Annotated in this window: 28 protein-coding genes; 12 read left to right on the top strand and 16 right to left on the bottom strand. The window is 57.2% G+C overall.

Features of this window, described 5'->3' with window-relative positions; genetic code table 11:
- The first annotated feature begins 27 nt into the window (after nt 1-27).
- The 3 genes from CDH48_RS04060 to CDH48_RS04050 are packed head-to-tail and all read left to right on the top strand — an operon-like array spanning nt 28 to nt 2,702.
- Complete coding sequence (locus tag CDH48_RS04060) at nt 28-939, top strand: cobalamin-binding protein (protein ID WP_227520933.1); 912 nt, start codon at nt 28-30, stop codon at nt 937-939.
- A gap of 36 nt (nt 940-975) precedes the next feature.
- Nucleotides 976-1,935 carry a FecCD family ABC transporter permease gene (locus CDH48_RS04055; RefSeq protein WP_100687445.1) on the top strand — a complete coding sequence of 320 codons (960 nt, stop codon included), beginning with the start codon at nt 976-978 and terminating at the stop codon, nt 1,933-1,935.
- Nucleotides 1,935-2,702, top strand: coding sequence for an ABC transporter ATP-binding protein (locus tag CDH48_RS04050; RefSeq protein WP_100687444.1), 768 nt, complete (start codon nt 1,935-1,937; stop codon nt 2,700-2,702). The genes CDH48_RS04055 and CDH48_RS04050 overlap by 1 nt, the downstream gene beginning before the upstream one ends.
- Here CDH48_RS04050 and CDH48_RS04045 read toward each other — a convergent pair.
- Nucleotides 2,676-4,097: an ATP-binding protein gene (locus CDH48_RS04045; protein WP_100687443.1), complete on the bottom strand. Its 1,422-nt coding sequence runs from the start codon at nt 4,095-4,097 to the stop codon at nt 2,676-2,678. The two genes, CDH48_RS04050 and CDH48_RS04045, sit on opposite strands and share 27 nt — an antisense overlap.
- Nucleotides 4,088-4,774, bottom strand: coding sequence for a response regulator (locus CDH48_RS04040; RefSeq protein WP_100687442.1), 687 nt, complete (start codon nt 4,772-4,774; stop codon nt 4,088-4,090). The genes CDH48_RS04045 and CDH48_RS04040 overlap by 10 nt, the downstream gene beginning before the upstream one ends.
- A gap of 320 nt (nt 4,775-5,094) precedes the next feature.
- Between CDH48_RS04040 and CDH48_RS04030 the strand changes: the two genes are divergently transcribed.
- Genes CDH48_RS04030 through CDH48_RS04005 form a run of 6 tightly spaced genes read left to right on the top strand, consistent with a single transcriptional unit; the run spans nt 5,095 to nt 10,141 of the window.
- On the top strand, nt 5,095-5,325 hold the full coding sequence (locus tag CDH48_RS04030; protein ID WP_100687440.1) for a hypothetical protein: 231 nt from the start codon (nt 5,095-5,097) through the stop codon (nt 5,323-5,325).
- Between the two features lie 3 nt (nt 5,326-5,328).
- A complete protein-coding gene (locus tag CDH48_RS04025; protein WP_100687439.1) occupies nt 5,329-6,087 on the top strand; it encodes an ETEC_3214 domain-containing protein in 759 nt (252 codons plus the stop codon).
- Between the two features lie 25 nt (nt 6,088-6,112).
- A complete protein-coding gene (locus CDH48_RS04020) occupies nt 6,113-6,700 on the top strand; it encodes a hypothetical protein (RefSeq protein ID WP_100687438.1) in 588 nt (195 codons plus the stop codon).
- Nucleotides 6,701-6,703: 3 nt separating this feature from the next.
- Nucleotides 6,704-8,110 carry a transglycosylase SLT domain-containing protein gene (locus CDH48_RS04015; protein ID WP_100687437.1) on the top strand — a complete coding sequence of 469 codons (1,407 nt, stop codon included), beginning with the start codon at nt 6,704-6,706 and terminating at the stop codon, nt 8,108-8,110.
- 1 nt (nt 8,111) lies between these two features.
- Nucleotides 8,112-9,110: an LPP20 family lipoprotein gene (locus CDH48_RS04010; protein WP_157807795.1), complete on the top strand. Its 999-nt coding sequence runs from the start codon at nt 8,112-8,114 to the stop codon at nt 9,108-9,110.
- Between the two features lie 47 nt (nt 9,111-9,157).
- A complete protein-coding gene (locus CDH48_RS04005; RefSeq protein ID WP_100687435.1) occupies nt 9,158-10,141 on the top strand; it encodes a hypothetical protein in 984 nt (327 codons plus the stop codon).
- 19 nt (nt 10,142-10,160) lie between these two features.
- Here the strand turns inward: CDH48_RS04005 and CDH48_RS04000 are convergent, their stop codons facing one another.
- From CDH48_RS04000 to CDH48_RS03940, 13 genes are read right to left on the bottom strand one after another with little or no spacing between them, the layout of a single operon-like run.
- On the bottom strand, nt 10,161-11,078 hold the full coding sequence (locus CDH48_RS04000) for a F0F1 ATP synthase subunit gamma (protein WP_100687434.1): 918 nt from the start codon (nt 11,076-11,078) through the stop codon (nt 10,161-10,163).
- On the bottom strand, nt 11,062-12,654 hold the full coding sequence (locus CDH48_RS03995) for a F0F1 ATP synthase subunit alpha (protein ID WP_100687433.1): 1,593 nt from the start codon (nt 12,652-12,654) through the stop codon (nt 11,062-11,064). The genes CDH48_RS04000 and CDH48_RS03995 overlap by 17 nt, the downstream gene beginning before the upstream one ends.
- 36 nt (nt 12,655-12,690) lie before the next feature.
- Nucleotides 12,691-13,461, bottom strand: a complete 771-nt coding sequence (locus tag CDH48_RS03990) for a F0F1 ATP synthase subunit B family protein (protein WP_100687432.1) — start codon at nt 13,459-13,461, stop codon at nt 12,691-12,693.
- 8 nt (nt 13,462-13,469) lie between these two features.
- Nucleotides 13,470-13,748, bottom strand: coding sequence for a F0F1 ATP synthase subunit C (locus CDH48_RS03985; protein ID WP_022990721.1), 279 nt, complete (start codon nt 13,746-13,748; stop codon nt 13,470-13,472).
- A complete protein-coding gene (locus CDH48_RS03980; RefSeq protein WP_100687431.1) occupies nt 13,745-14,443 on the bottom strand; it encodes a F0F1 ATP synthase subunit A in 699 nt (232 codons plus the stop codon). The genes CDH48_RS03985 and CDH48_RS03980 overlap by 4 nt, the downstream gene beginning before the upstream one ends.
- Nucleotides 14,443-14,757, bottom strand: a complete 315-nt coding sequence (locus tag CDH48_RS03975) for an ATP synthase subunit I (RefSeq protein WP_227520932.1) — start codon at nt 14,755-14,757, stop codon at nt 14,443-14,445. The genes CDH48_RS03980 and CDH48_RS03975 overlap by 1 nt, the downstream gene beginning before the upstream one ends.
- Nucleotides 14,754-15,056: an AtpZ/AtpI family protein gene (locus CDH48_RS03970; protein WP_100687430.1), complete on the bottom strand. Its 303-nt coding sequence runs from the start codon at nt 15,054-15,056 to the stop codon at nt 14,754-14,756. The genes CDH48_RS03975 and CDH48_RS03970 overlap by 4 nt, the downstream gene beginning before the upstream one ends.
- Nucleotides 15,053-15,463, bottom strand: a complete 411-nt coding sequence (locus tag CDH48_RS03965) for an ATPase (RefSeq protein ID WP_100687429.1) — start codon at nt 15,461-15,463, stop codon at nt 15,053-15,055. The genes CDH48_RS03970 and CDH48_RS03965 overlap by 4 nt, the downstream gene beginning before the upstream one ends.
- Nucleotides 15,460-16,836, bottom strand: a complete 1,377-nt coding sequence (gene atpD, locus CDH48_RS03960; protein WP_100687428.1) for a F0F1 ATP synthase subunit beta — start codon at nt 16,834-16,836, stop codon at nt 15,460-15,462. The genes CDH48_RS03965 and atpD overlap by 4 nt, the downstream gene beginning before the upstream one ends.
- Before the next feature lie 19 nt (nt 16,837-16,855).
- Nucleotides 16,856-17,779, bottom strand: coding sequence for a carbamate kinase (arcC, locus tag CDH48_RS03955; protein WP_100687427.1), 924 nt, complete (start codon nt 17,777-17,779; stop codon nt 16,856-16,858).
- Between the two features lie 34 nt (nt 17,780-17,813).
- Entirely contained in the window at nt 17,814-18,815 is a 1,002-nt protein-coding gene (locus tag CDH48_RS03950) for an ornithine carbamoyltransferase (protein ID WP_100687426.1), read from the bottom strand.
- Nucleotides 18,816-18,833: 18 nt separating this feature from the next.
- The gene (locus CDH48_RS03945; protein ID WP_100687425.1) at nt 18,834-20,063 is read right to left on the bottom strand and encodes an arginine deiminase; all 1,230 of its coding nucleotides are present in this window, start codon (nt 20,061-20,063) and stop codon (nt 18,834-18,836) included.
- 14 nt (nt 20,064-20,077) lie between these two features.
- The gene (locus CDH48_RS03940; RefSeq protein WP_227520931.1) at nt 20,078-21,562 is read right to left on the bottom strand and encodes a YfcC family protein; all 1,485 of its coding nucleotides are present in this window, start codon (nt 21,560-21,562) and stop codon (nt 20,078-20,080) included.
- A 226-nt stretch (nt 21,563-21,788) separates the two neighbouring features.
- Here CDH48_RS03940 and CDH48_RS03935 point away from each other — a divergent pair, with 226 nt between their 5' ends.
- Together CDH48_RS03935 and CDH48_RS03930 are read left to right on the top strand one after the other, a co-directional pair.
- Complete coding sequence (locus CDH48_RS03935; protein ID WP_100687424.1) at nt 21,789-22,457, top strand: DNA-3-methyladenine glycosylase I; 669 nt, start codon at nt 21,789-21,791, stop codon at nt 22,455-22,457.
- Between the two features lie 85 nt (nt 22,458-22,542).
- On the top strand, nt 22,543-23,103 hold the full coding sequence (locus tag CDH48_RS03930; protein ID WP_100687423.1) for a lipid-binding SYLF domain-containing protein: 561 nt from the start codon (nt 22,543-22,545) through the stop codon (nt 23,101-23,103).
- Between the two features lie 25 nt (nt 23,104-23,128).
- Here the strand turns inward: CDH48_RS03930 and cobS are convergent, their stop codons facing one another.
- Nucleotides 23,129-23,905 carry an adenosylcobinamide-GDP ribazoletransferase gene (gene cobS, locus CDH48_RS03925; RefSeq protein ID WP_227520930.1) on the bottom strand — a complete coding sequence of 259 codons (777 nt, stop codon included), beginning with the start codon at nt 23,903-23,905 and terminating at the stop codon, nt 23,129-23,131.
- A gap of 236 nt (nt 23,906-24,141) precedes the next feature.
- Here cobS and CDH48_RS03920 point away from each other — a divergent pair, with 236 nt between their 5' ends.
- Nucleotides 24,142-25,650 carry a sensor domain-containing diguanylate cyclase gene (locus CDH48_RS03920; protein WP_100687422.1) on the top strand — a complete coding sequence of 503 codons (1,509 nt, stop codon included), beginning with the start codon at nt 24,142-24,144 and terminating at the stop codon, nt 25,648-25,650.
- Nucleotides 25,651-25,676 lie beyond the last annotated feature (26 nt).

Genomic DNA, 25,676 nt, shown 5'->3' with positions numbered 1-25,676 from the left:
AACTGGAACACCAGCCGGGAAATTAATGTGAGCAAACGAATCTATAGAACCAATATCTGGCCGCTTCTGGCTGTTGTGGTCTTTGCTTGTCTCGCATTAATCAGCAGAGAGGGTAGCGCGGAGCTCTGCGCCCCGGATGATTTGAAAGCCAATGTTTGTCTTGATCAACCGGCCCGGAAAATCGTGGCACTCTCCCCGGGCGCCACTGAGCTCCTGTACTCAGCCGGTGCCGGCGATCAGGTCGTTGCGGTGGTGGAATACAGTGATTACCCGCCTGCTGCACAGAAACTGCCGTCAGTAGGCAGTAACACCCGCATTGATATGGAAGCCCTGCTGGCCCTCGACCCGGACCTTGTGGTCACCTGGGTAACGGGCAATCCGCCGGCACAGGTCGAGTTGTTGCAAGATCTGGGATTAACCACGTTTGCCATTGAGCCCCGCACGTTTGAAGGGGTTTCCAGCGCTATTGAGCGGCTTTCAACGTTGGCTGGAACCGAGCCGCTAGGCTTTGCCGAAGCCGGGCGTTTTCGTGCCGGTATGACTGAGCTCTCAGAGCAATACCGCAACGCCGGCCCGGTGTCGGTTTTCTATCAGGTCTGGGAGCAGCCCTTGATGACCATTAACAACGATCATCTGATCGGAAAAGTCATTCAGTTGTGTGGCGGGGTGAATGTGTTTGGCGCTATGCCGAACCTGGTGCCCCGAATCAGCGCCGAGGCCGTATTGAAAGCAGACCCCGGCGCTATTCTTGCCGGAAGCGTCGATGGCGACAGCAATGACCAGCTTGAGCACTGGAAGCGCTATCCCGGGCTCGATGCAGTTGCCGGAAACAATCTGTTTTACGTGCCCTCGGCCCTTATTTCGCGCCCCACCCCCAGGTTGCTGGAAGCGGCCCGGCTGGTTTGTGAAAAGCTGGATATTGCCCGTGATCACGATTAATTCCGGTTCCGGAAACAAGCGTCAGGTCAGCGACCGATGATCCGCCCGCTGTTCAGTCTCGGTGGGCTGGCTGTTGCATCCGTGCTTCTGGCCCTGTCTCTGGGCAGTGTAAACGTTGGGGCGCCTGATCTTTGGCAGGTTATTCAGGGCCAGGGTAGTGCCCTCAACAGCACCCTGATACTGGATTTGCGGTTGCCTCGCACCCTGGCGGCCTTTGCCACAGGAGGTCTGCTGGCGGTGGCGGGTGCCCTTATGCAGGTGTTGCTGCGCAACCCCCTTGCCGACCCTTACGTGCTGGGGTTGTCCGGCGGTGCGGCTGTGGGCGCGCTGCTGGCCATGCTGGCAGGGCTGGGTACCTTGCTGGTTTCGGGCTCGGCTTTCGCCGGGGCCATGCTGGCGACCATGCTGGTGTTCGGTATCGCCCACGGCACCGGCAGCTGGACACCTTCGCGCCTGCTGCTGACGGGCGTGGTGGTAGCCGCAGGTTGGGGGGCGGTGATTACCCTGATGCTGGCCATAACCCCCTCCTACAAACTCCCCGGTATGCTGTACTGGCTGATGGGCGACGTTTCCTACGCCCGGACACCCTGGCCGGCAATGGCGGTGCTGGTGCTGGCATTGCTGTTGACCATGCCTGTAGCCCGCAACCTGAATGTGCTGGCCCGCGGGCCGCTGCAGGCAGCGGCACTGGGTGTCTCGGTGCGGCCGCTGGAATGGACGATTTACCTGTTTGCCAGTTTGCTGACCGCCACCGCAGTCACCACGGCGGGCAGTATCGGTTTTGTTGGCCTGATCGTGCCCCACATGCTGCGGCTGGTTCTGGGTAACGATCAGCGCATTATACTGCCTGCCAGCGCTTTGGCGGGCGGCACCTTGCTGGTGCTGGCGGACACCCTGGCACGCACGGTGATTGCGCCGGAGCAGTTACCGGTTGGTGTGATTACTGCCTTGTTGGGCGTGCCCATGTTTCTGTATCTGTTGCACCGGAGCCGCTGATGAGCGTTTTAGGCACCCGCGAGCTGATCATTAACATACCCGGAAGGCCTGACGGTTCTGCTCTGGATTTGAGCATTGAGCCGGGCCAGGTATGGGGTGTACTTGGGCCCAATGGCGCCGGCAAAACCACGCTGATCCACACGCTCGCCGGTTTACTGCCTGCCCGCGCCGGCCAGGTCATGCTGAATGGCACTTCGTTAAAAGAACTGAAGCGCCGTGAAATTGCCCGGCAACTGGGCCTGGTGTTCCAGGAGCGCCAGGACAGCTTTCCCGCAACGGTTATGGAAACCGCGCTGATTGGTCGTCACCCCTGGTTGTCGCCATGGGAGCACGAGCAAGGTGAGGATCAGGCCCGGGCGAATCAGGCACTGGCAGCTCTGGATGTGGCTCAGTTATCTGAGCGGCTGCTGAACACCTTGTCTGGTGGTGAGCGCCAGCGTGTCGCCATCGCCACCCTGATGACCCAGAACCCTGAAATCTGGTTGCTGGATGAGCCCACCAACCATCTGGATCTGCATCACCAGGTCAAGGTGATGAGCCTGCTTCGCGATCAGGCGTCTGCCGGCAAAGCCGTTTTCCTGTGCGTGCATGATCTGAACCTGGCCGCGCGCTGGTGCAGCCATGTTCTGCTGCTCTACACCAGCGGTGATGCCTGCTGGGGACCGGTGGAAAATATGCTGGTGCCGGATGCGCTTGAGAAGCTCTACAACCAGCGCCTGACTACCGTGGAGGTGGATGGCTCACTGTTGTTCGTGCCTACCGTCTGATGGCTGGTGGGCGGGTAACCACAGGCTGACACAGAGCCCGGCCTGCCCGTCGGGCCGCGCGTTCAGCGTAAGCTGGCCGCCGTGGAGTTCCGCAATTCGGCGCGCAATCGCCAGCCCCAGCCCGGCACCATCACCAAGCCGCTGGTCGAGACGTACAAAGCGGCTGAGGGCCCGTTCCCGGGATTCTGGTGCAATGCCCGGTCCTTGGTCACACACAGTGATGGAATAGCCGTTTGCGGAAGGCGCCAGGCGGGTTTCCACAACAGTGTTGTCGGGGCTGTATTGAATGGCGTTGGCCAGCAGCGAGCGCATCAGAGTGTTGATCAGGGCGTCGTTGCAACACACCAGGGCCCGGCCGGCATCGTCGTACAAAACCGGTTCAATATTTTTTTTCAGCGCCAGGGGCGCCACATCTGCAATGCTCTGTTCGAGTATCGCGGACAGGTCATGGTCGTGCTTGGGAAAGCCTGCCCCGGCGTCGACCCGGTTCAGCAGCAGCATTTGCTCCACCAGATGTGTCATACGGTCAACCGAACGGATCAGGCTCCGGAATTGCTGCGGGTTGTCTTCACAGGCTTTTTCAAGATTCAGGCGCAGGGCCGCCAGCGGTGTTCGCAGTTCATGAGCGGCATCGGAAGAAAAACGCCGTTCCCGTTCCAGAGCCTGATTCAGCCGCTTGAGCAGGCTGTTTACCGCCTGCACCAGGCCTGCAACTTCCTTCGGCGCCTGCCTGTCATCAAGCGGATGGATACGTTCCGGAGCCATGTTACGGATGGGGTGTTCCAGCCGGCGTAGCGGGCGAAACCCGACCTGAATGGCGGCGCTGGCGGCCAGTAGCAACAGCGGTAACGCAACGAGCAAGGGCAGTACGTTACCCAGGGCCAGTTCCTGACTCAGCTCCTTACGAATTTCCTCGCGCTGGGCGGTGCGGATCCAGAAGCCTGTGGCCGGGTCCCTGAGTGTGAACACGCGCCAGCGATACCCCTGTGATTCAGCCCACGAATAGCCCGGGGCAAGGCCTTCAGAGTCATCAGCCTGCAGGGTATCGAGCAGGGGTGTGCGGTCAGGAGTCCAGACTTCAAAGGCCAGCTTTTTCTCGTATTTGTGCCCGGCACCATCGGGCAGAATTTCGTTTTCATCGACTTCCAGGTCGATGTTGCCGGCAAAGGGCAGTGTGAGCGTTTCGCGGAGAGTTTGCGGTAACTGCTCCAGGGATTGGGTGTCAGCCAGATGGCGAACCAGTCCCTGCACAATTCGTGTACTTTGTGCCAGTTCGGCGTCGAACAGTTCTTCCAGTTCGTGATTGCTCTCAATGTAACTCCAGGCAGCGGCGCCAAGGGCAATCAGCAGTACCGTGGAGGTAACAAGCAGCGTCAGTGTGCGGGTCAGGGACATTCCGGCACTCCGCACGCGGCCTGGCTGTCCAGCAGGTAACCCACCCCGCGGATGGTTCGAATGGTCGCCTTGCCTACCCGGCGCCGCAGATGATGAATGTGTACTTCCAGGGCATTGCTCTCCGCACCCGGCTCCCAGCCATAGAGCTGTTCTTCCAGCCGCCTGCGGGTGGCAACCTGGTCTGGGTGGCGCATCATGTATTGGAGAATCTGGAATTCACTGCGAGCCAGGGTGACGGATTCGGTGCCTACGGTCAGCCTGCCGGAAGCCGTGTCCAGTGCCAGCCGGCCTACAATCAGCTCATCGCGACTCGTTGATGATGTGCGCCGGGTGACGGCCCGGATCCGGGCCTTGAGTTCGGCCATGGCAAAGGGTTTGGTCAGGTAATCGTCGGCGCCCGCATCCAGGCCCTGCAGCTTCTCCTCCAGTTCTGCCCTGGCGGTCAGAATGATAACAGGCAGTCGATTGCCCTCTTGCCGGATGTGCCGGACGATATCAAGGCCATCTACCCGGGGCAGAGTCAAATCCAGTATGGCCAGATCAAAGTGCTCATTCATCAGCGCATTGAGCGCCTGCTGGCCATCATCCACCCAGTCTACGGTATGCTGGTCTGCCCGCAGCATGTCCAGCATGGTTCTGCCCAGCAGATGATCGTCTTCTACCAGTAATATGCGCATTAAACGGGATCCATGTTGGGGAAGATCTTCAGGCTCGCATTCGTTAAATTGCAAGACTGCGGTGCCGATAAGGACGACATCCACACCCGGAAGCCAAACAGGGAAGGCGCTTGCGGGCTTGCCAAAGATGCCCGTAAGTCGCCGGCAGCGCTAATGATTTACCTTCCGGTTGAATTTACCAACTTTTACAAAGTCAGGATTGTTAACAGTCGTTAATGCTGACACTATTCCCCGCGAATTTCCTATTACTTTCAATCATAAAGAAAGCAAAGCTCCGTTTATCTCACCCACGGATTTTTCTCTCGTGATAAGGAAGTCCCATGACCTGTTTTCGCCTGCTTGCCCTCACGGCCTTGCTGTTATTGCTTGGTTGTTCCGAGACTGCCGAGTCCACCATCGATGATATGGCCGACAAAAGTAAAGAGCTTATCCAGAGTGCTCGGGATATTTCCCGGGATGCTGCGGAGCGAATGACTGAGGACATTGGCGCTGCCAGGGAAAAGGCATCCGGGAAACTCCGTGAATCCTTTGAAACACTTCGCGAGCAGTAAAACATGAGCGACACCAATTATCAGGATAAAGCTGTGTCGGGTGCTGGCTTTCGCCAGAAAGCTCTGAGCTGGGTGGCGACCTTAACACTGCCGGTTATTGCGCTTGGCAACTTTTCTGAAGCGCTCATGATTGTTGAAAACGCCATCGACCGGGCTGTATCGACCTTTACCAATATTCCGGAATACAAAGACCTGAGTTATCTCCGGTCTGGCATAGATCTTGGCTACGCCAGAGAAATATTCGGTACGCCGCAGGTTAGGCGCAAGCTGGCGGGGGAATTAAGCGCGGAATATTTTTTTGATGAAAAGTATCTCCTGACATTGCTAGTCAAATCAGGCGAAGTTTCCGGGTATATCGTGATCAGCCTTCAGGAGGGCTTCGCTCCGCCAGTGTTCGGCGAGTGGGGAGGCAATCTTGGCGAATTCACTTTTGCGGAACTTAAAGGCATGCCCGGTGAATTCGTTGCGGACTGGACAAAAAACACAGCCTCTTATCTGGAATCCGTCAACCTCGGCGGAGGGTCGTTGAATCAAAAAGCCTTTGCCGGCTGGGTCAATTATGGTGACGGCAGCAGCGTTCAGGGGCTGGCAGAGCTTTACCAGAGCGTCTTGCTGGATAGTGATTCCGAAGCCTCGCGCAAGGCCTTGCGCGAATCGACCAAACCAAACGTTTATGGCTGGGGCGATATTTCCCTTGGCGACCTGACAGCTTCCATCCTGAGCCCGGTAGATCTGGGCCATTATCTCTCGGCTTATCAGTAATAAAACGACAATCAAGGAGCATGTAATGATTCATTCAGAGCTTAAACTGGTAACCGCGGTGTTGGCAGCAGGGTTGATGGCAGGCTGCGCCAGTACTCCGCCGTCTGAACAGAAAAGTGCCAGCAGCGGCCTGCCGAACTGGGTTGTAATGCCCGCCAGTGTGGCAGGAGAAGGCGCCCTGGCAGCCACAGAATGCATTCCTGATAACGCCAACATGAGCATTCTCAAAGCCAAGTCTGTGGCTTTGGCTCGGGCGACATTGGCGCAGCAGATCCGGGTGAATGTCCAGGCAATGGACAAAACCTACCAGACATTGACCGAGAATGGTGACGAGAGCGGCTCAGGTTCCACCTTCGAGAGCATTTCGAGACAGGTAACCGAGCAGATGCTCAACGGAGCAATTCCGCAACGAATGGATTATCTCGAAGGCCCCGGTGGCAAGATGCTTTTCTGCAGCATGGTGGTGCTGGCGCCGGAACAGAACCGCAAGATTTTCGACCAGATAATCGACAAGTCCAACCGTCAATTGACCCCCAATAACGAAGCCCTGCTGTATCAGGAATATCGTGCCAAGCGTGCAGCTGAAGAGCTGGACCAGGCCCTGGAAGGATAAGTAATGAGCCGTCTTCGCAGAGCCGTGACTGTGCTGCTGATTGGTTGCCCACTTACCCTGGCCGGCCATAACGTTGCCGCGGAATCCGGTTACACGTCCGGCGACCCGGGTTTCGCCGCATTCAAACAGGAGCTGCGGCAGGGTTATACCTCCTATCGGGATCAGGTGCAGAAAGAGGCGCGGGAGTTCGCGGCGCTGCATATGCAGATATCAGCAGGTTACGAGAACCGAATTGCCAATATCTGGGCCGATCCCGAGCAGTCGTCCAAAACCCGCTGGGTGCTCTACGAAGACGGCTATATACGTAAGCGTGTGGTCGATTTCGAGAAGGGCCTGATTATCTGGTCGACGCCTGAGCGTTATGCAGATTCCGGCTTTGCTCTGGCAGACGCTGGCAAAATGCTTGCGGAAATGATGTCCCTCACGCGCCGGCAAGCGTTCGAACAGGATGAGGTGGCCAGCGAAGTTGAATCGAGGAGTCGCGGCCAGTTCAACCATCTGGAAACAGCGACACTGGACAACAAACCTGTGTTGCCCGCCTACCTGTTTGGTGATACTTCGGTGGACCAGCCACGGGTTGATAAGGCGATTGACGCCATGCTTGCCTCCGCTGAGAAGGTCCAGCTAAGCCAGCAGGGGCAATCGGTTGTGGTTTGGACTTTCCCGATGACTATTGATGAAGGCTCAGCCGATACGCCAGCGGTCACTGTGCCTCAGCCTGAGCCCACACCCAAACCCAAACCTGAGCCCGAGCCCGAGCCCAAGTCCGAGCGTGAGCGTGAGGCAGTCTCCATCCCCGTGGTGGTTTCAGGCGATGTGTGGAAGACAAAATCTATTGAAGCTGACCGGCTTGAACGCCTTCCTGCGCGTGCCCGGCCTTTTGTCTCATCCATCAATCGTGAAAACGAAAAGTTCGAGCTTTCAGCAGAGTTGTTGCTGGCCATAATGGAAACAGAGTCGGCCTTTAACCCGATGGCAAAGTCACCGATTCCTGCCTTTGGTCTTATGCAAATAGTGCCAGCCAGCGCTGGACAAGACGCCACCGAGAAGTTGTTTGGCAAACCAAGATTGCTTGCGCCTTCTTATCTTTACAACCCCGAAAACAATATTCAGGTCGGCGCAGCCTATTTCAATATTCTGTACTACCGGTATTTCCGGGATATCGATGATCCGCTTTCCCGCCTGTACTGTGCGATTGCAGCCTATAACACCGGGCCAGGCAACGTATCCAGGGCCTTAACCGGTGGTTCCATGGCACTCCGTCCGGCTACGCGTATTGCCAATACTATGTCTCCCTCAGAGGTTCATGCCCATTTGATGAGCAATTTGCCCTATGAGGAAACGGTGAACTATTTGCGCAAAGTGACCAGTCATTTGGCCAAATATGAAGAGGTACTGTCGGGTGAATGAGATGCGTGTTCAGAACCCTGTACTGCTGATTATTTCGTTTGTCAGCCTTGTTTTGGGTGGGTGCGCGAGCAAAGGCGGCCCGGGTGCTTTGCCGGAATGGGTGCTCAGCCCGCCAGTAGATACCTCGTCAACAATTTACGGAGTTGGTGAAGGGATTGCCTTACGCGGAGCCCGCGACGACGCGCTGGCAGTGATCGCAGGGAAGCTGGAAACCCACGTTACTTCCGATGTTCAAACGGAGACAGTGCTGGCGGATGGCCAGGAGACCTCAAAAACCCGAAACCGTGTTCGCACCACCACGGAATCGCTAAAACTGACAGAGTTTCGGACCGTCAACAGCGCCCAGGCAGGCAATCGATTGTTCGTGTTGCTGTCAGTTGACCGTCAGACCCTGGTTGACTCCATGCTTGAGGATGTTGACCGCTTGGGCCGGGAAATTGAAGCCCGTCTTGCTGACGTGGAAGGCAGTACCCGCCTGAAATATCTGTATCGCCTTACCCTTGCCCGGCCCCTGATTTCAGAGGCTGTCGATAAGATCCTGCTGGCGCAATCAGCCGGACAGGATAGTGGCCTGAGGCAGGCGGCTTTGTCTCGATACCAGTCATTGCTGGATGAGGGAGATCGCCTGCAGCAGTCACTGACGCTGGCCGTTACTTGGGATCCTTTCACTTCGGATGTTGGCGAAAAACTTTTAACAATGTTGCTCGAGTTGGGGTTGCGTGCGGAGGTTGCCGGCCCGGGCCAGCATTATGATGGCGCGATAGCGGTAAGAGGCGATACGTCCAGTCGGGAAATATTCGATGAGTACCACGTTCAGCTGAAAGCAAAGATAGCGCTTAATGATGACAAGGGCAGTGAGATCTCATCTGCCCGTTACCAAGCGGCTGCCAGTTCGCTGACCGACTTTGATATGGCATTGAAAACAACAAACCGATTAATTGCCGATGAAATTCATGAGCAAGGCCTTTGGCGAGCTCTGAATATGCATAAAGAGCCCTGAACACAGGGCCTGTGCTTAAAACTATCGATAATAAAGGAGTTAGTTCCATGATGAGAAATACCCTGGCGCTGGGTGCGGTTATAGCTGGTTTGTTGGCTGCGGGCTGCTCTACAACACCAAAGGTTTCGCCAGAGCATCTGACGAATGTAATGCAGTTGCCTGTTTCTGCATCAAATCCTTCACCGCGCGGTGCCGATGTCAGTAAGGTCGTTATTTTTGATGTCGACACATCGAAAGCAGTAACCGCTGACAATGCTCAGGCAGGGGAACCGATTCGTTTCGCAATTGACGGTTACCTTAACGACGCCGGTGCAGAAATGGTTGATCGTAGCCTGGCGGCAGAGCTGAAAGATGAAGTGCTCCGAGCGGAAATGGGTGGTGCAGGGGCCTATAAAGGTGCACCGGTTGCAGACTACGCGATTAAAACCACGGTGACACAGGCAAGCTTTGGTTCAAGCTTCAGCGAGGCCAGTAGCTGGGTTGATAATAAAGGCAAGCGGCACACTACCCCGCCCAAATGTAACTACTCAAGCAAAGTTGAAATCAGTATAGACGTTTACACTGTTCCGCAGTTAAATCGCGTCAAGTCGTTCCGTGGCCTGGGCAGTGACAGTGCCTCCGAAGAAACGCGTAATTCAAACTGCACCGCTAATGGTGGCAACCTGGTCCGCGCGGCAGCTATAGATTCGGTTTATGAAGTTCAGGAAGAACTGAAGGCCTTTTTCGCTCCCACTGGATACGTTCTGGACGGCTATGAAACATCTGAAGGCAAATATGTATTGAAAACATCTCTGACGTCAGATCTGGGTGCAAAGCCTGGTCGCAGCGTTCGCCTGATTAATGTAACGGAAGATGGCGATCGCTATCCTGTTGGTGAAGGGAAAATTGGCGACCCCGTTGTTCGAAGTGGTGCTTTTGTGGTTGTGGACGATGAGGTGATCTCCAGGGTCCGCATCGGCGATGAAGTGCGCATCGATCATAGTTGCTCGTTCCTTGGCTGCAATATGGATTCAACGCTCGGGCTGAACTGAGGGCGCAATCAGATATTCTTTATAGAGAGTTTTTTGAACCGCAGTCGAGAGGCTGCGGTTTCTTTTTTTTCTTCAATGCTTCAAAACCAATAATCACATCCATCAGTTCGTTGGTAATTTCCGTTTGCCGCACCGAGCGCAGCTCCCCTTCTACCGCCTCAATGCGCTCATCCACCGACTGCTCTGCCTGCTGCATCAGGGCCAGCCGGGCGGAGTTTTCGGTCACCATGGCTTCTGCGGAGGCACGAAACACACTGGCGAAGATGTGGCTGCGAATCAGGGAGGACAGCAGCGCGTCCGCCTCCATGGTGTAATCCGGAAGCGAGCGTGAATTCCATTGTTTTTCAGGCTGCAGCAGAGAAGGCGATAGCGGAAGAAGGCTCTGTATTGTCGGCTCCCGCATGCCGTGCTCCCCGCGCTGGGTAAACGCCAGGGTGACGGCCAGATGATGCAGCGGCTGGCCCCGGCTGAAACGATCGATACGGGTAACAATATCGCCGGCGAGACGGCCGATTCCCTCTGCAGAGGCCGGTGGCAGGAGAACCACTTCCGGCGCCAGGCCCTGATCATCCAGGGCATCGTTCATTTGCGCGCCGATGCAAAGCAGGCGCTGCTTGCTGAAGGTTTGGCTGCCACAGTGTTGCTGCACCACTTCGGCGAGCACTTCATTGTAGTTACCACAGAGGCCATGGTCGGAGCCGAATACGATCACCAGATGCTCCAGAGCATCGTCCTGGCGCAGCCTGATACCGCCGGTTCGGAAAGCGAAGGCCGCAAAGCCCTGGAGTATGGTCTGGTGATAGGCCTCGATTGAGCGGGCCGCGTGCTCATAGGGTGCCGCGTTAATCGCCGACAGGGTTTTCATGGTGTGAACGATGCCGCGAATACTGGTGAGGGTAGCACTGTGCCGGGTGAGCGTTTCAAGCGTCTGGGCCATGGCTGCTCTCGTCTGCACGGGTTGTCTGGTCTGTCCGGTTCCCGGCCAGCGCCTTACGCGCGGTTGTGATAATCCGTTCGCGGTCTTCCTCGCTCAACCCTTTGTTTTCGCTGATGCGCTCGTCAATGAACTGGAAATGCTTCTGCGCCTCGGCACGGATGCGGGCCATGGCATTGCTGAGCTGATCTTCAGGGAAGGCATCGAAAAGGCCTTCCATTGCAGAAATCAGAACCGCCAGTTGCTCGGCGGCGGGCATGGGGTCGCGCTCGGCCTGGCGCAGGGCGTTGCGAACAGCGGCACCACGGGTGAGCCGGGCGCGGGTGGTGTCGTCCAGCCGCGTGCCGAAGCGGGCGAAGTCTTCCAGTTCTTCGAACTGCGACAGGGTAACCCGCAGGTTGCCGGCCACTTCCCGCAGAGTGCGGCTTTGGGCTTTGCCGCCCACCCGGGAAACCGACAGGCCCAGATCAACGGCGGGGAACTGGTTCCGGCGTACCAGCCTTGGTGACAGGTAGATTTGCCCGTCGGTAATGGAAATCAGGTTGGTGGGGATATAGGCCGACAGGTTCTCCGCCTGGGTTTCCACCACCGGCAGGGCGGTAATCGAACCGCCACCGGCTTCCCGGGTAAACTGGCCGGCCCGCTCCAGCAGGCGGGCGTGCACGTAGAAAATATCCCCGGGAAAGGCTTCCCGCCCCGGCGGGCGGCGCAACAGCAGCGACAATTCCCGGTAAGAGCGGGCGTGGTGGGTAAGATCGTCAAAAATTACCAGCACATCCTGGCCCTGATCGGAAAAATACTCTGCCATGGCCATAGCGGCATAAGGCGCAATGTAGGCCAGCCCCGGAGTTTCTTCGTCACCCGCCGACATAACAATGCTGCGGGCCAGCATGTCGCCTTTTTTCAGGGCATCGATAACTCGCGAGACGGCATCACCACGCTGGCCAATGGCGCAATAGATACAGGTCACGTCTGATCGTGCCTGATTGAGCATGGTATCTATGGCGATGGAGGTTTTGCCGGTTTGCCGGTCACCGATAATCAGCTCCCGTTGGCCCAGACCCACGGGTACGGCGGCGTCGATGGCCTTGAGGCCGGTAGCCAGGGGCCGGAAAATGGCTGAGCGGCTGAGAACACCCGGTGCTTCTGCTTCAATGGGGGTTTCTGCCACCGCGGCGATTTCCCCCAGGCCGTCTCTCGGGCGGCCCATGGCATCCACCACGCGCCCGAGCAAACCCGGGCCAACGGGCACGCTCACCACCTTGCGGGTGCGGCGCACATCTTCGCCCAGGGAAATAAGCTCCGAGGGTCCGAGCAGAATCACCCCGAGCCTGCCAGGTTCCAGATCCAGCACTATGCCACGCACACCGCTCTGGAATACCAGCAATTCATCCGCCAGGGCACGGGCGAGACCGGTCACCACCGCCACACCGTCGCCCACTTCGGTTACCCTGCCGACTTCGGTTATTACCGGAGCAGGGGCGGGCGTTGCCAGCAGGGATTCCTGCCATGCCTCGAACTGCTGGGCGGAGTGAAGTTCTGAATGCTTTTCCGGAGCCCTGTGATCTGTGTCGGCCATAGCCTTTTATCTATCCTTATGTATGCACAACCGGGTTTATGTACCAGCGGGCTGAACCCGCCCGGATGCACCGGCCGCCATGCGCTCGCTTAACAGCGCATCGAATTCTTCAGTGTAGCTGTCTACAGTCCAGGCCACCTGGGCGCCGCCAACCCGCAGAACCAGCCCCGGCGCCTGTTCTGGGTCGGTTTCAAAGCGCAGGCTAATGTCAGGCAGCATATCTTTTATGTCGGCCTGCATCAGCGCCTGAGCTGCTTCGGGCAGGGGATCTCGGGTGGTTGCTATCGCTTCCCTGCTGGCCCCCGCTGCATCGGAAAGCTCGCTGGCAATCGGCCGCAAGCGCGCGCTGACGTGGCGAACGATGGCCTCTTCCAGGGATTCATCCGCGAGATCCCGCAGGGCTTTGCGCGTGAGCTCCAGCAGGGTTTCTTCGCCGGCCCGCTGCAGTTGCGCGGTGAACTTCTGGCGCTCACGCTCAAGGTGTTTGTGCCAGTCTTGCTGTTCCTGCTCCAGCCTGGCACGGGCCTCGGCCAGAATGCTGTCACGCTGGTCTTCCGATTCCCTTAACGCCTGCTTGACCACGGCATCCTGGTCAGACAACAGCTGTTTTTTCTGCTGGCGAAATTCCGCTTCGGCGGCCTGGGCTTTTTTCTCGGCCTCCCCGGCTTCGGCCATGCGGCGGGTTATTTCCGCCTCACGGGCATCAATGCCGTCAAGGATGGGGCGGTAGAGAAAGCGCTTCAGCAGCCACACCAGCACCAGGAAGTTGGCGACCTGCGCAATAACGGTAACCCAGTCAATGGACATGATCGGCTCTAGCCTCCTGCGGCAACCTGCATGGCATCCCAGAACGGGTTGGCGAAAATCAGAATCATCGCCACCACGAAGCAGTAAATAGCGGTGGATTCAATCATCGCCAGGCTCACAAACAGGGTTCGTGACAGGGTTGGCGCTGCATCCGGTTGCTGTGCGATCGCGGCAATCGCCGCTGCGGCGGCCCGGCCTTCGCCCAGTGCCGGGCCGATGGCCCCGATGGCGATGGTCAGGCCGGCGGTAAATATGGAAATGGCCGCAATAATGGCAAGATCGGTCATGATTTATCCTCTTTCTTGAGCGCTGGATGGTCTGGCTCTGCGGTGGCAGATGAAATATAGACGGTGGCAAGAATGGCGAATATGTAGGCCTGGATCATGCCGGTTAACAAGCCGAGCATGTCCATGATCACCGGGAAGAAAAACGGCGCGACCGTCAGCAGGATGGCCGCAATGACGGCGCCACTCATCACGTTGCCGTAAAGGCGGATGGCCAGTGAAATGCCCCGGGAGAACTCACCGATAATGTTGAAAGGCAACATGATGATCGAGGGTTCGATAAAGGTTTTGAGGTAGTGCCCGACGCCGCCGCTGGCTATGCCGAAAACCGGCACCGCAACCAGCACAGACAAGGCCAGTGCCGCCGTGGTGGATAGCGACGATGTGGGCGGCGAAAACCCGGGTATCACCAGCATCAGGTTCGACAAGGCGATGAACAGGAACAGGGTACCGGCAAAGTACATGACGTGGCGCGCCGAGTTGCGGGTGACTTCTTCAATCTGGCCCTGAATCAATTTCACGATCACTTCCAGTGTTGTGCGCCAGCGGTTGGGTGGTACATCTGGGCGCAGATTGCGGGTGATCAGCATGGAAATTCCCACCAGCAGCGCCATTACAATCCAGGTGTTGACGATGGTGGCGTTAACCTTCCAGCCTGCCAGTGTGAAAACAACAATGTCATCGGGGGTAAGCTGCATTACGCGCCCTCCTGTGTGGCCGTTGTGTGTGCCTTGCCAACCCTGGCCCAGAGCACGGCTACAATGCGCGCCATGAAAAACGCCAGTGTGTAGCCGGCTATGGCCCAGTTGCTGCCGGCGTAAGCGGTTACCAGAACGCCAAGGCCAAGCAGCACTGCAATCCGGCAGAACGAACTTGCCATCAGCCAGAGCCCGGGCCGGTCAGAGCCCAGGGCGCGGCGCATACCCCACGCCAGCCCTATGAAGAACAGTGCACTGAGGGGTAAACCAACAGAAAACCCCAGCAGTACCGCTTGCCAGTCTACCGTTATCACCGTTTGTCTCCCTTGTGATCCGGCCCTTCTTTTTCGATCCAGCCCCAGGCAATAATGCCGCCAACAACCACGCCACCCAGGATCAGTGCAATGGGCCATGAAAAGTTCTGGGGTGCCACTTTGTTCAGCCATAATCCCAGGAAGGCGCCACCCACTGTGGGCACCGCGATCGACCAGCCGATGATCCCGAACGCACCCAGCCCGCGCAGAGGGCTTATCCCTGGCTCTTCGCGTGCGCGCTTCATGCGTTCGGCACTGCGCCGTATGTCTTCTGCCGAGCGATCGTCTTTGCTGCTCATACCGTGGGTTTCCGAAGGTCGCCAAAGCGCCGCACTATGCCCGCTTCCAGCCGGGACAGGGCTGAACGCGCCACCCGTTCTTCTTCGTCCACTTCGATAAACGTGGCCTGTATGGTTTCGTGCAGGGATTCAAGATCCTTGCCCTGAACGCCGCGGCGTATGGCAATGTCTACCCGGTGGCCTTTTTTCATCAGCACGCCCTCATCAATGCCAAAAAACATCTCGGTGCCATCGGTTGAGGTGAGAATCAATACCGAGGGCACCACGGCAGTAACGAAATCCGTATGGTTTGGCAGCATGCCGAAAGCCCCGTTTTGTGCGGTGGCAAACAGCCGCTGCACACGGCCTTCGAACAGCGTTCGGGTGGGCAGTCGCAGCGTTACCTGCATGGATTCGGCAAGGCTCATGATTTGGTCTCCAGATCCTTCAGGGAGCCGATCATGTAGTAGTCGGTTTCGTTATCATGAAATTCGGTCTGGTTCAGGATGGTTTCGCAGCCGTTCAGGGTGTCTTTGATGGATACGCGCCTGCCGCTGTCGCCGGTCAGGGCGCCAACGGTGAAAAACGGTTGTGTAAGAAAGCGTTCAAGCCGCCGCGCCCGCGCTACCGTGGCCCGGTCTGCGGCTGAGAGTTCTTCCATACCCAGCATGGCAATGATGTCGCGCAGGTCTTCGTACTCGGCCAGGGTGCGCCTTACTGCCCGGGCAATGTCGTAATGGCGCTGGCCAACAATGGCGGGCGTCAGCATAACGGAGGCGGAGCCAAGGGGGTCCACAGCCGGGTAGAGTCCTTCACTGGCGCGTTTGCGTGACAGCACCACCGAGGCAGAAAGGTGCGAGAAAATGTGCGCCGCTGCCGGATCGGTAAAATCATCCGCCGGCACGTAAACCGCCTGAATGGAGGTGATGGCGCCGTTACGGGTAGAGGTGATGCGCTCCTGCAGCGTGGCCAGTTCAGTGGCCAGCGTGGGCTGGTAACCCACCCGGGAGGGCATGCGACCCATCAGCCCGGAGACTTCGGAGCCGGCTTGCACAAAGCGGAAAATATTGTCGATAAGCAGCAGCACATCCTGCTTCTGGTCGTCGCGGAAATACTCCGCCATGGTGAGCGCCGATTTGCCTACCAGAAACCGTACCCCCGGGGCTTCGTTCATTTGCCCGAACAGCATCACGGTTTTATCCCGAACCCCGGCGTCGCCCATCTCGCGGTAGAGTTCCTCCGCCTCTCGCGAGCGTTCGCCGATGCCGCAAAACAGGCTCACGCCCTGGTAGTGCTGAACCGTGTTGTTGATCAGTTCGGTAATCAGCACGGTTTTACCTACGCCGGCACCGCCGAACAGGCCGGTTTTGCCACCGCGCTCAATGGGGGACAGCAGATCAATGGCCTTGATGCCGGTTTCCAGAATGTCGCTGTGTATTACGCGGTCTTCCAGGGCCGGAGGTGGCTGGTGAATGGAGCGGCGCACGGTGGCGGCAGGGGCAGGCTTGTCATCAATCGGCTCGCCAAACACATTGAGCATGCGCCCCAGCACGGTATCGCCTACCGGAACCTGAATGGGCGCACCTGTGGCCGTTACCGGCATTCCCAGCCCCAGCCCGCGCACGGGCGCCAGCGCCATACAGCGTACAGCGCCGTTCTCCAGGAGTGAGGTTACCTCCATCGCCAGGCTGCCGGCGTAAACCAGATCCTGAATGCGGGGCGAGGCTGCCGGAAACTTCACGTCGACAACGCCACCGCGAATCCCGACAATCTGCCCAACATCATCAATCTGATCCAACATGTTTCACGAGCCCGAGCGATTAAGCGTTATGGATGGCATCTTTGGAGACCAGTGTACCTGCTCGTCCATCGAGAATGTCGAGGGCATCCTCCAGGCGGCCGATTCCGCTGATACCACCAGTGTCGGCGAAATCGCACGCCGCCGCCACCTTTGGCCCCATGGAGCCCGCCGGTACGTCCAGCGTTCTGGCCTGCGCAGGAGTCACGTTGCGGACTGGCTCGGCTTCAGGAGTGCCAAAGTCACGATACACTGCATCCACATCGGTCAGAAGCAACAGTGCGTCGGCATTGAGCTCCCTTGCAAGTAAGGCACTGGCGGCGTCCTTGTCGATCACTGCTTCGACGCCGGTCATGCTGCCGTCATTACGGCGCAGCACCGGGATGCCACCGCCCCCGGTACAGATAACAACCACGCCCTGGTCCAGCAGCAGCTTCAGTACCCGCATATCCGGTATTTCCCTGGGCGCAGGTGAGGGGACTACTCTGCGCCACTTGTCGCCATCGGCGGCAATGTGCCAGCCGGCTGCCGCAGCCCGGGATTCTGCTTCTGCCTTATCATAGACCGGGCCAATAAACTTGGTGGGGTTTTTGAAGGCAGGATCGTCCCGGTCAACCACCACCTGGGTGAGCAGGGTTGCCACAGGGCGATCATGACCCAGGGCGTTTTCCATCTCCTGCTCAATCATGTAACCGATCATACCGCCGGTTTCCGCCCCCAGCACATCCAGCGGATACGCTTCCTCAGGTTTGTAGGCCGCACCCTGCAATGCCAGTAACCCCACCTGAGGTCCGTTACCGTGGGTAATCACCAGATCATGCCCGGCACGTACCAGTTTCGCCAGTGATTGTGCGGCAATTTTCACATTGGTGCGTTGGGTTTCTGCGGTTAATGGCTCGCCGCGCTTCAACAGGGCGTTACCGCCCAGAGCTGCAACAATCAGCATCCTGTGCATCCTTTTTCAGCTGTCGGGCCCAGCATCAGGCTCCGAGTGTGGCTACCAGCACCGCCTTGATGGTGTGCATGCGATTTTCCGCCTGATCAAACACAATGGATGCGGGGCTCTCGAAAACCTCGTCCGTCACCTCCATGGCGCTGATGCCAAATTCGGCTTCTATTTCCTTGCCCACCGTGGTTTCGGTGTTGTGAAACGCGGGCAGGCAATGCATAAAACGGGCTCGCGGGTTGCCGGTTTTTTCCATCAGGGCGGTGTTCACCTGGTAGGGCATCAGCAGCTTGATCCGCTCCCCCCACTTTTCTTTCGGCTCACCCATGGATACCCATACGTCAGTGTATACAAAATCGACGCCTGCCACGGCGGCGTCGATGTCTTCAGTAATGGTGATCCGGGCGCCGGTTTCCTGAGCGATGGCCCGGGCTTCGTCTTGTATAGACGGCTTTGGCCAACAGGCTTCTGGCGCGCACAGGCGCACATCCATGCCCATTTTGGCACCGCCAATCAGCAGGCTGTCGCCCATGTTATTGGCTGTGTCGCCGATAAATACATACGCCACCTCATGCAGGGGTTTTTCAACGTGTTCCTGCATGGTTAGAAAATCCGCAAGAATCTGGGTTGGGTGGAACTCGTCGGTCAGGCCGTTAAACACCGGCACCCCTGCATACTCTGCCAGCTCTTCAACTATCTTCTGGCCGAAGCCCCGGTACTCGATACCGTCATAAACGCGGCCCAGCACCCGGGCGGTATCTTTTACCGATTCCTTGTGACCGATATGGGTGCCTGAAGGACCGAGATAGGTCACCCTGGCACCCTGATCGTAAGCGGCCACCTCGAACCCCACCCGGGTTCGCGTGGAGTTCTTTTCGAAGATCAGCGCAAGTTCCTTGCCGGTCAGTTGGGGCACTTCAGTGCCGGCGTATTTGGCCGCCTTCAGGTCTTTGGCCAGCTTCAGCAGAAAGCTGATCTCTTGCGGGGAAAAGTCCCGCAAGGTGAGGAAATGACGATTTTTCAGATTAAAAGCCATGGTCTTTATCCTCTCCGGTCAGACGGGGTCACGCATTGTGGGGCAGCTCATGCAACGCCCGCCGCCACGGCCACGGCCCAGTTCGGCGCCGGGAATGGCCAGCACTTCAATGCCTGCTGCTTCCAGTGCGGCGTTGGTGTCGTCGTTGCGGTCGTAACCGATGACCACCCCGGGGCTCAAAGCCAGCACGTTGTTGCCATCGTTCCACTGCTCCCGTTCCCGCTCGGCCGGGTTATCACCGCCGGTCGGTACAACCTCGAGGGATTTGTAGCCAAGAACGTCAGCCACCACATTAAAAAAGGGCCGGGGGTCCTGGCGGAAAGACAGGTGCTTTTTGCCTTCACCGGGGCGCAAGTCGTAGCAAATCAGCTCGTCGGCCATTTCTTTAAAGGCGGTAACCACGTTGCCGCCGCAGAAAGTAAAGATGGTGTCCAGATGCATGGCTGCACGGGTTTTGGGGATCTGGCAGGCGATGACCCGTTCCGCAGTGCCTTTTTCGAATAGGGCGTTAGCCAACTGCCCGACGGCCTGGGGTGATGAGCGCTCGCCCATGCCCACAAGCACAGTGCCGTTGCCTACGGGCATGACATCGCCGCCTTCAAGCGTGGCAAGGCCGTGGTTCTGGGTGGGGTCACCCCAGAGCACATCCACCTTGCCAGCGAATTTCGGGTGGTATTTGTAGACGCCGGCCATCAGCAGGGTTTCCGGCTGGCGTGCCGCCCAGTACATGGGGTTCAGGGTAACGCCTTCGTAGATCCAGGAGCTGTTGTCCCGGGTGAACAGATAGTTTGGTAGTGGCGGCAGCACAAATCCATAGTGGCCAAGGTGGTTGCCGAAAAGTCCGGTTGGGTCAAATGGCAGATCACCCACTTCAAGGCCGCCAATCAGGTATTCCGAGAGCTTGCTGCCCGGCAGTTCGTCCATCCAGGCACGAAGGTCGGAAATCATGCCGACACCAATGTCGTTCCAGGTAATCCGGTGATCAAGAATCCACTTGCGGGCTTGCGGAATGTCCAGGGTTTCAGCCAATAGCTCGTTGACATCCAGCACCTCGACACCCCGGTCCCGCATCACGTTCACAAACACATCGTGATCTTTCTGGGCCTGTTTGACCCAGAATACGTCGTCAAATAACAGGGCGTCACAGTTGGACGGGGTCAGCCTGCGGTGAGCAAGGCCAGGGCGGCATACAACCACTTGCCGCAGTTTTCCGGTTTCGGAATGTACTCCAAGCTTGTGTTCAGACATGGTTCAATCCTCCGTTAAATAAGTGCAGCTGCGCTGATAACCACGGAAATGAAGATGGTGAGGATCAGCAGCAAAGGCCAGATGAACGCGATCCAGCGGTCGTATGAAACCCGGCCAATCGCCAGGCCACCGACCACTACGGCAAAGGTCGGGTTGATCAGGTTCACCAGGCCGTTGGCAGACTGGTAGGCGGTAACCACAAGGTCGCGCCCTACGTTGGCGAAATCGGCAAGGGGGGCGAGAATCGGCATGGACAGAACCGCCAGCCCGGATGACGATGGCACAAAGAAGCTCATGCCTACCTCAATCCAGAACATCAGGTTGATAAACGCCAGTTCGGGCAGGCCACCGAGGGATGTTTCGGCACTGTGCAGAATGGTGTCTGCAATCATGCCCTGATCCATGATCACCACAATGCCCCGGGCCAGCCCAACGACCAGAGCAACGCCGAGGAGATCCCTGGCGCCATCTACAAAGCTGCCGGTGAGCTTTTTCTCGCCAAGGCGGGCAATGATACCGATCACAATAGCCGCACCAAAAAACAGCGCGCCCATGCGAGCCATCCACCAGCCCTGTGACGAAACGCCCCAGATCATGACCGCAAAGGTGACAGCGAAGATCAGAAGGGCAACAATCTGCGTTCTGTTGAGAGTAGAAGCCTCGACTTCATCGGCATGTTTACCCAGGAAGAGCCTGCGGTGCGCATCCCACTGTTTGGAGACAACGGAGCGGGAGGGGTCCGCTTTTACACGAACGGCGTAACGCATAACGTAGGCAGAGCAGATTAATAGGCCGCCAATGAGCAGGATAAAGCGCACCACAATACCGTCCGTAAACGGGATTTGAGCCGCGTTGGCAGCAATAACCGTGGCAAACGGATTGATGGTGGAGCCCAGAACACCAATGCCGGCTCCGATCAGGATAATGGCTACCCCGGTAATGACATCGTATCCCGCGGCCATCATAACGGGGATCAGAATGGCATAGAAAGCCAGGGTCTCCTCGGCCATGCCATAGGTTGTGCCGCCAATGGCAAACAGGGACATCAGTATCGGGATCATCCAGATTTCATGGCCCTTGAGGTGCCGCATGGCGCTGCGTATCCCGGTATCAATGGCCCCCGTAGCGTTCATTACGCCGAGAAAGCCACCCAGGAAAAGCACGAACAGGGCAACATCAATGGCGTTGGCCACATAACTGTCCGGATCATAAAATCCGGCCGTGGGCGCCAGCATAATCTCCATGAAACCCTGAGGGTTGGGGTCAACCGTCTGGTAGGTGCCAGGCACGGCCACCTCACGCCCGACTTCCTCGTTCATGGCGCGGTCGTACTGGCCGGCTGGTATAATCCAGGTCAGGGCTGCAACCAGGATAATCAGCAGAAACAGAATGGTATAGGCGGTGGGGAACCGCGTTGCCAGATCCTGTTCCGGATCATTGTGTGAGTTCTCTGGCGTATTGCCAGAAGAGGTTTCCGGGGATGGGGTTTTATCATTCACAGCGCATCTCCTTTTATCCGCACAGGCAGTGTATGCAGACCTAATTAAGGGACTCGGCTCCGGCTGAGAACAATTTGTTCGTGACCAGCCAGGAGTGAGCACGATTTCCGGATCGTTAACCCCCAAGGTAGTAGAGATGTGAGAAGAATGTTTGAGTCAGGTCACTATTAATACGAAAGCGATATAAAACTTCGGCTATCCCTTACTAAGTCAGCGATGAGAAGCTATGAGTTTTTCAAAGATTCACGAACGTGCCATTGCCCGTAAAGGCGGCGTTGAAGGGCTGAACGCCCTCTTGCCCACATTGCCTCCTTCCGATGCGCTGGCGGCGTTAACGGACGACCGCTACCTTTCGGAAATCACCCGCTGCGTGTTCAAGGCGGGCTTTGTGTGGCGGGTTATTGACAATAAATGGCCGGGTTTCGAAGCTGCGTTCCACGGGTTTGTGCCCGCCTACTGGCAGCAGGTATCGCCGGAGGTTCTGGAGGCACTGGCCCAGGATGAGCGCATTGTTCGTAACATGCAGAAAATCCGCACGGTACCTGACAACGCCCGTATGATTATGGATGCGGCGCGGGAATACGGCAGCTTTGGCGCTTTCCTGAAACAGTGGCCGTACGAGGATCAGGCGGGCCTGTTGCTTTGGCTCAAGCGCAACGGGTCACGGCTGGGTGGTACCAGCGCGCAGTACTTCCTGCGCCGTGTGGGCTGGGACGGGTTTATTCTGTCGGGCGACGTGGTAGCGGTTTTGCGCCATGCAGAACTGCTGGATGCAGCCCCAGGCAGCAAAAGGGGCCTGCAGCAGGCGCAAGACGCGTTCAACACCTGGCATAAGGAAACGGGTATGCCCTACAGTCATCTTTCGCGGATTGTCTCTTGCGCGGCGGACAGTTGAACCTGAACGCTGCATGTCATAGACGTAATGGTCATTTTTTGCCCAGCTGATTTATAGTCGGGTGAACGAGCAGGAGGGCTGTGTCATGAACGCACTACATAACAGGTTTCTCGGAGTTGTACTTGCGCTGACGTCGATTCTGGCGATCACAGGCACAAGCCAGGCAATGGCTGCAAGCGCGGAAGATCTCGAACGCAATGCCAGGCAAGCGCTGGACACTCTCTACAAATCCCATCCCGTTGCAGAAACGTTGTCCCGCGATGCCAAGGCCATACTGGTGTTCCCCAATATTGTTAAAGCCGGACTGGTATTTGGCGGCAGCTACGGCGAAGGCGTTTTGCTGAAAGACTCGGAAGTGACGGACTACTACAATTCTGTCACTGGCTCCTGGGGGTTGCAGGCAGGGGCTCAGTCCTATGCCTACGCAGTCTTTCTGATGACGGATGAGGCGGTGTCCTACCTGGAAAAATCGAAAGGCTGGGAAATTGGTGTCGGCCCGACGGTGGTGCTGGTTGACGAAGGCGTGGCGAAAAACCTGTCAACCTCCTCGCTTAAAAACGATGCCTATGCGTTTATCTTCAGCCAGCAGGGTCTGATGGCCGGGTTGAGTATTGAAGGCACCAAAATATCCCGCATCAACCGCTGAACTATCGCAACCTGCTGCCGGGCACTTACATTCCCAGCAGCAGGGCCAGCTCACAAAACACCACACTGGCACCCAAGGTGTCACCGGTGTAGCCATTCAGGTTTTTTCTCAGATACCAGCCCCAAATCAGTACTACCGCCACAGTTGCCATTACGGCAACCGGCAACAATCCCGGCAGCCAGGGGCTGAAAACCAGGGCTGTTGCGGCACTAAACGCAATGCTGACAAGCAGGCGCTTGCGCGAGAAGCCGTCTGCCACCGGCTTGCTTTTGCTTTTGTCCGGATCGGTCACATAGGGCAGCCAGGCCATTAGCAGAAGCGGTGCCAGGCGGCTGAGGGCAGGGGCAAGCAGCAGCGCCAGCCAGATACTCCGGGCATCCACCAACAGCGCTGCTTTCAGGCCGAGAGCCAGCACCAGTGCCACAGTGCCGTAGGTACCGATGCGGCTGTCCTTCATGATTTCCAGACGCTTCTCAACGGTATAGCCACCACCCAGTGCATCCACGCTGTCGGCAAGACCGTCTTCATGAAAAGCGCCGGTAATGAACAGGTGAAAACACATAACCAGCAGGACACAGACCAGCGGGCTCCAGGCCAGGCTGAGAAGGGCGAACAGCCCGGCATACAGGGCACCCAGCAGCAGGCCTACGAGTGGAAAGTACATGCTGCACTGGTTCATCAACTTCTGGGAGTAGTCGATGCGCACCAGCATGGGGATGCGGGTGAGAAAGCCAACGGCCAGCCAGAAAGCCTGCCATTCACGGGTGATTCTGTTGCCGGAATGCATGGTGTCCGGGTTCATGGTGGAGCTCCTTTGAGGTTACTGACAACTCTACCCTGTAGTTGCGTAATTCACTTAATGAAATAAGCATATTCTAATTAAGACTATAGTCCGGCTTAATCAGTTACCTACAGAGGTTCATCCAAATGCCGCTCTGATGCGAATGAACACAGAAGGCCGGGAAATAGCTGCACATGGCCCGGTGGGCTACACTTTTGTTGAGCACACATGATACATGCCCGGAAGGGGAACAGTTCATGACAAAAAAGTCCGGTCTGGGGCCAAGTTTTACCGGCTCTGATTACTTTTTCAGAAAGCTGGCTTCGGGCATTTCCGGTGTTCTCTACATCTATTGGTTGAGCGCCGACAGAGAGACCCACAGGTTTCTGTTTGTCAGCGAGCAGGTGCATGGCATTCTGGGGTTAGATCCCGATACTTTGCACAAAAACGCCGATGCGCTGTTTGCAACGGTACACCCGGAGGACAGCAACGGTGTTGGCTCCAGTATTGAAGAATCCGTTCAATCGCTGAAATCCTGGCAATATCAGGCAAGACTGCGAGTGAGCGCCGGTCATTATGAGTGGTTTGAAGTCAACGCTACGCCCGAGCGTCAGGCCGATGGAAGCACCATCTGGTATGGCCAGTTTCACAGTATCCAGCACTACAAAGAACTTGAAAACACGCTCAGAGAGCGTGAGGCTGAGTCGGCTTTCCAGGCAGATTTCCAGAAACTGATCGCCAGGCTTTCTACCGGGTTTATCAACCTGGGTTTTGGCACCATGGACCAGAGTATTAACGAGTTGCTGAGGGCGATTGGCAGCTTTTTCGGGGTCGATCGCGCCTACCTGTATGAGTTTTCAGCGGACGGTCGTGTTATGGATAACACCCACGAATGGTGCGCAGACGGTGTGCCATCTCTTATCGAAAGTCAGCGCGACATACCAACGGACGATTTCGAGTGGTGGCAAGGCAAGATCGATGAGATGGTGATCGGCAACCGGGTCATTTTTATTGAAGAAATCGAACAGATACCTGCGGGCCCGGAGCGTAGCATGCTGGAGCAGCAGGGTGTCTGTTCCATGTGCTGTGTGCCGGTGCGTGTCAGAGGCAAGGTTACCGGTTTCTTTGGAGTGGACTCGAACCGCAAACGCACCTGGCGTGAGGATCAGGCAGATCTTCTGATTATCGTATCCGGCCTGCTCTCCGGAGCTTTTGAGCGTAACCGGCTGGAGACGGAGCTTCTTAACCAGTCCATCCGCGATCCTTTGACCACTCTGCACAACCGCCGCTATCTGATGCCACGGCTCGATGAGATGCTGGGCCGCGCCAGCCGTTACGGCGAAAATTTTACGCTGGCGATGTTCGATCTGGATCGGTTCAAGCGCATTAACGACTCCATAGGACACCTTGGAGGGGATGTCTGCCTGCGCAAGTTTGCCGACATTCTTCTGGAGCAAACCCGAGAGACCGATGTGGTGGCGCGATTCGGCGGTGAGGAGTTTGTGGTTGCATTCAGTGGTGTCAGCCAGGCGGATGTAAAATGTACGGTCGGGCGTATTATCCGCGCAGTACGCGACCAGGGTTTTATTTTTGAAGGCACTACTTTGCCACTGACGGTCAGTGCGGGCATTGCCGCGATCGCGGAACTGGGTGATGTTCCGTCCTCACCGGACCTGCTTATCCGGTTGGCGGATGACCGGCTGTACCAGGCAAAACAGGAAGGGCGTGACTGTCTTGTGGATGCATCAGGGGTATCGCGCATATAAATAAAGAGAATTTCACCTAATATTCC

The sequence above is a fragment of the Marinobacter aromaticivorans genome (assembly GCF_002806975.1).
GTDB classification, from domain to species: domain Bacteria; phylum Pseudomonadota; class Gammaproteobacteria; order Pseudomonadales; family Oleiphilaceae; genus Marinobacter; species Marinobacter aromaticivorans.
Note: the sequence above shows the minus strand (reverse complement) of the source record. Positions and strands in the feature narration are given on the sequence as shown.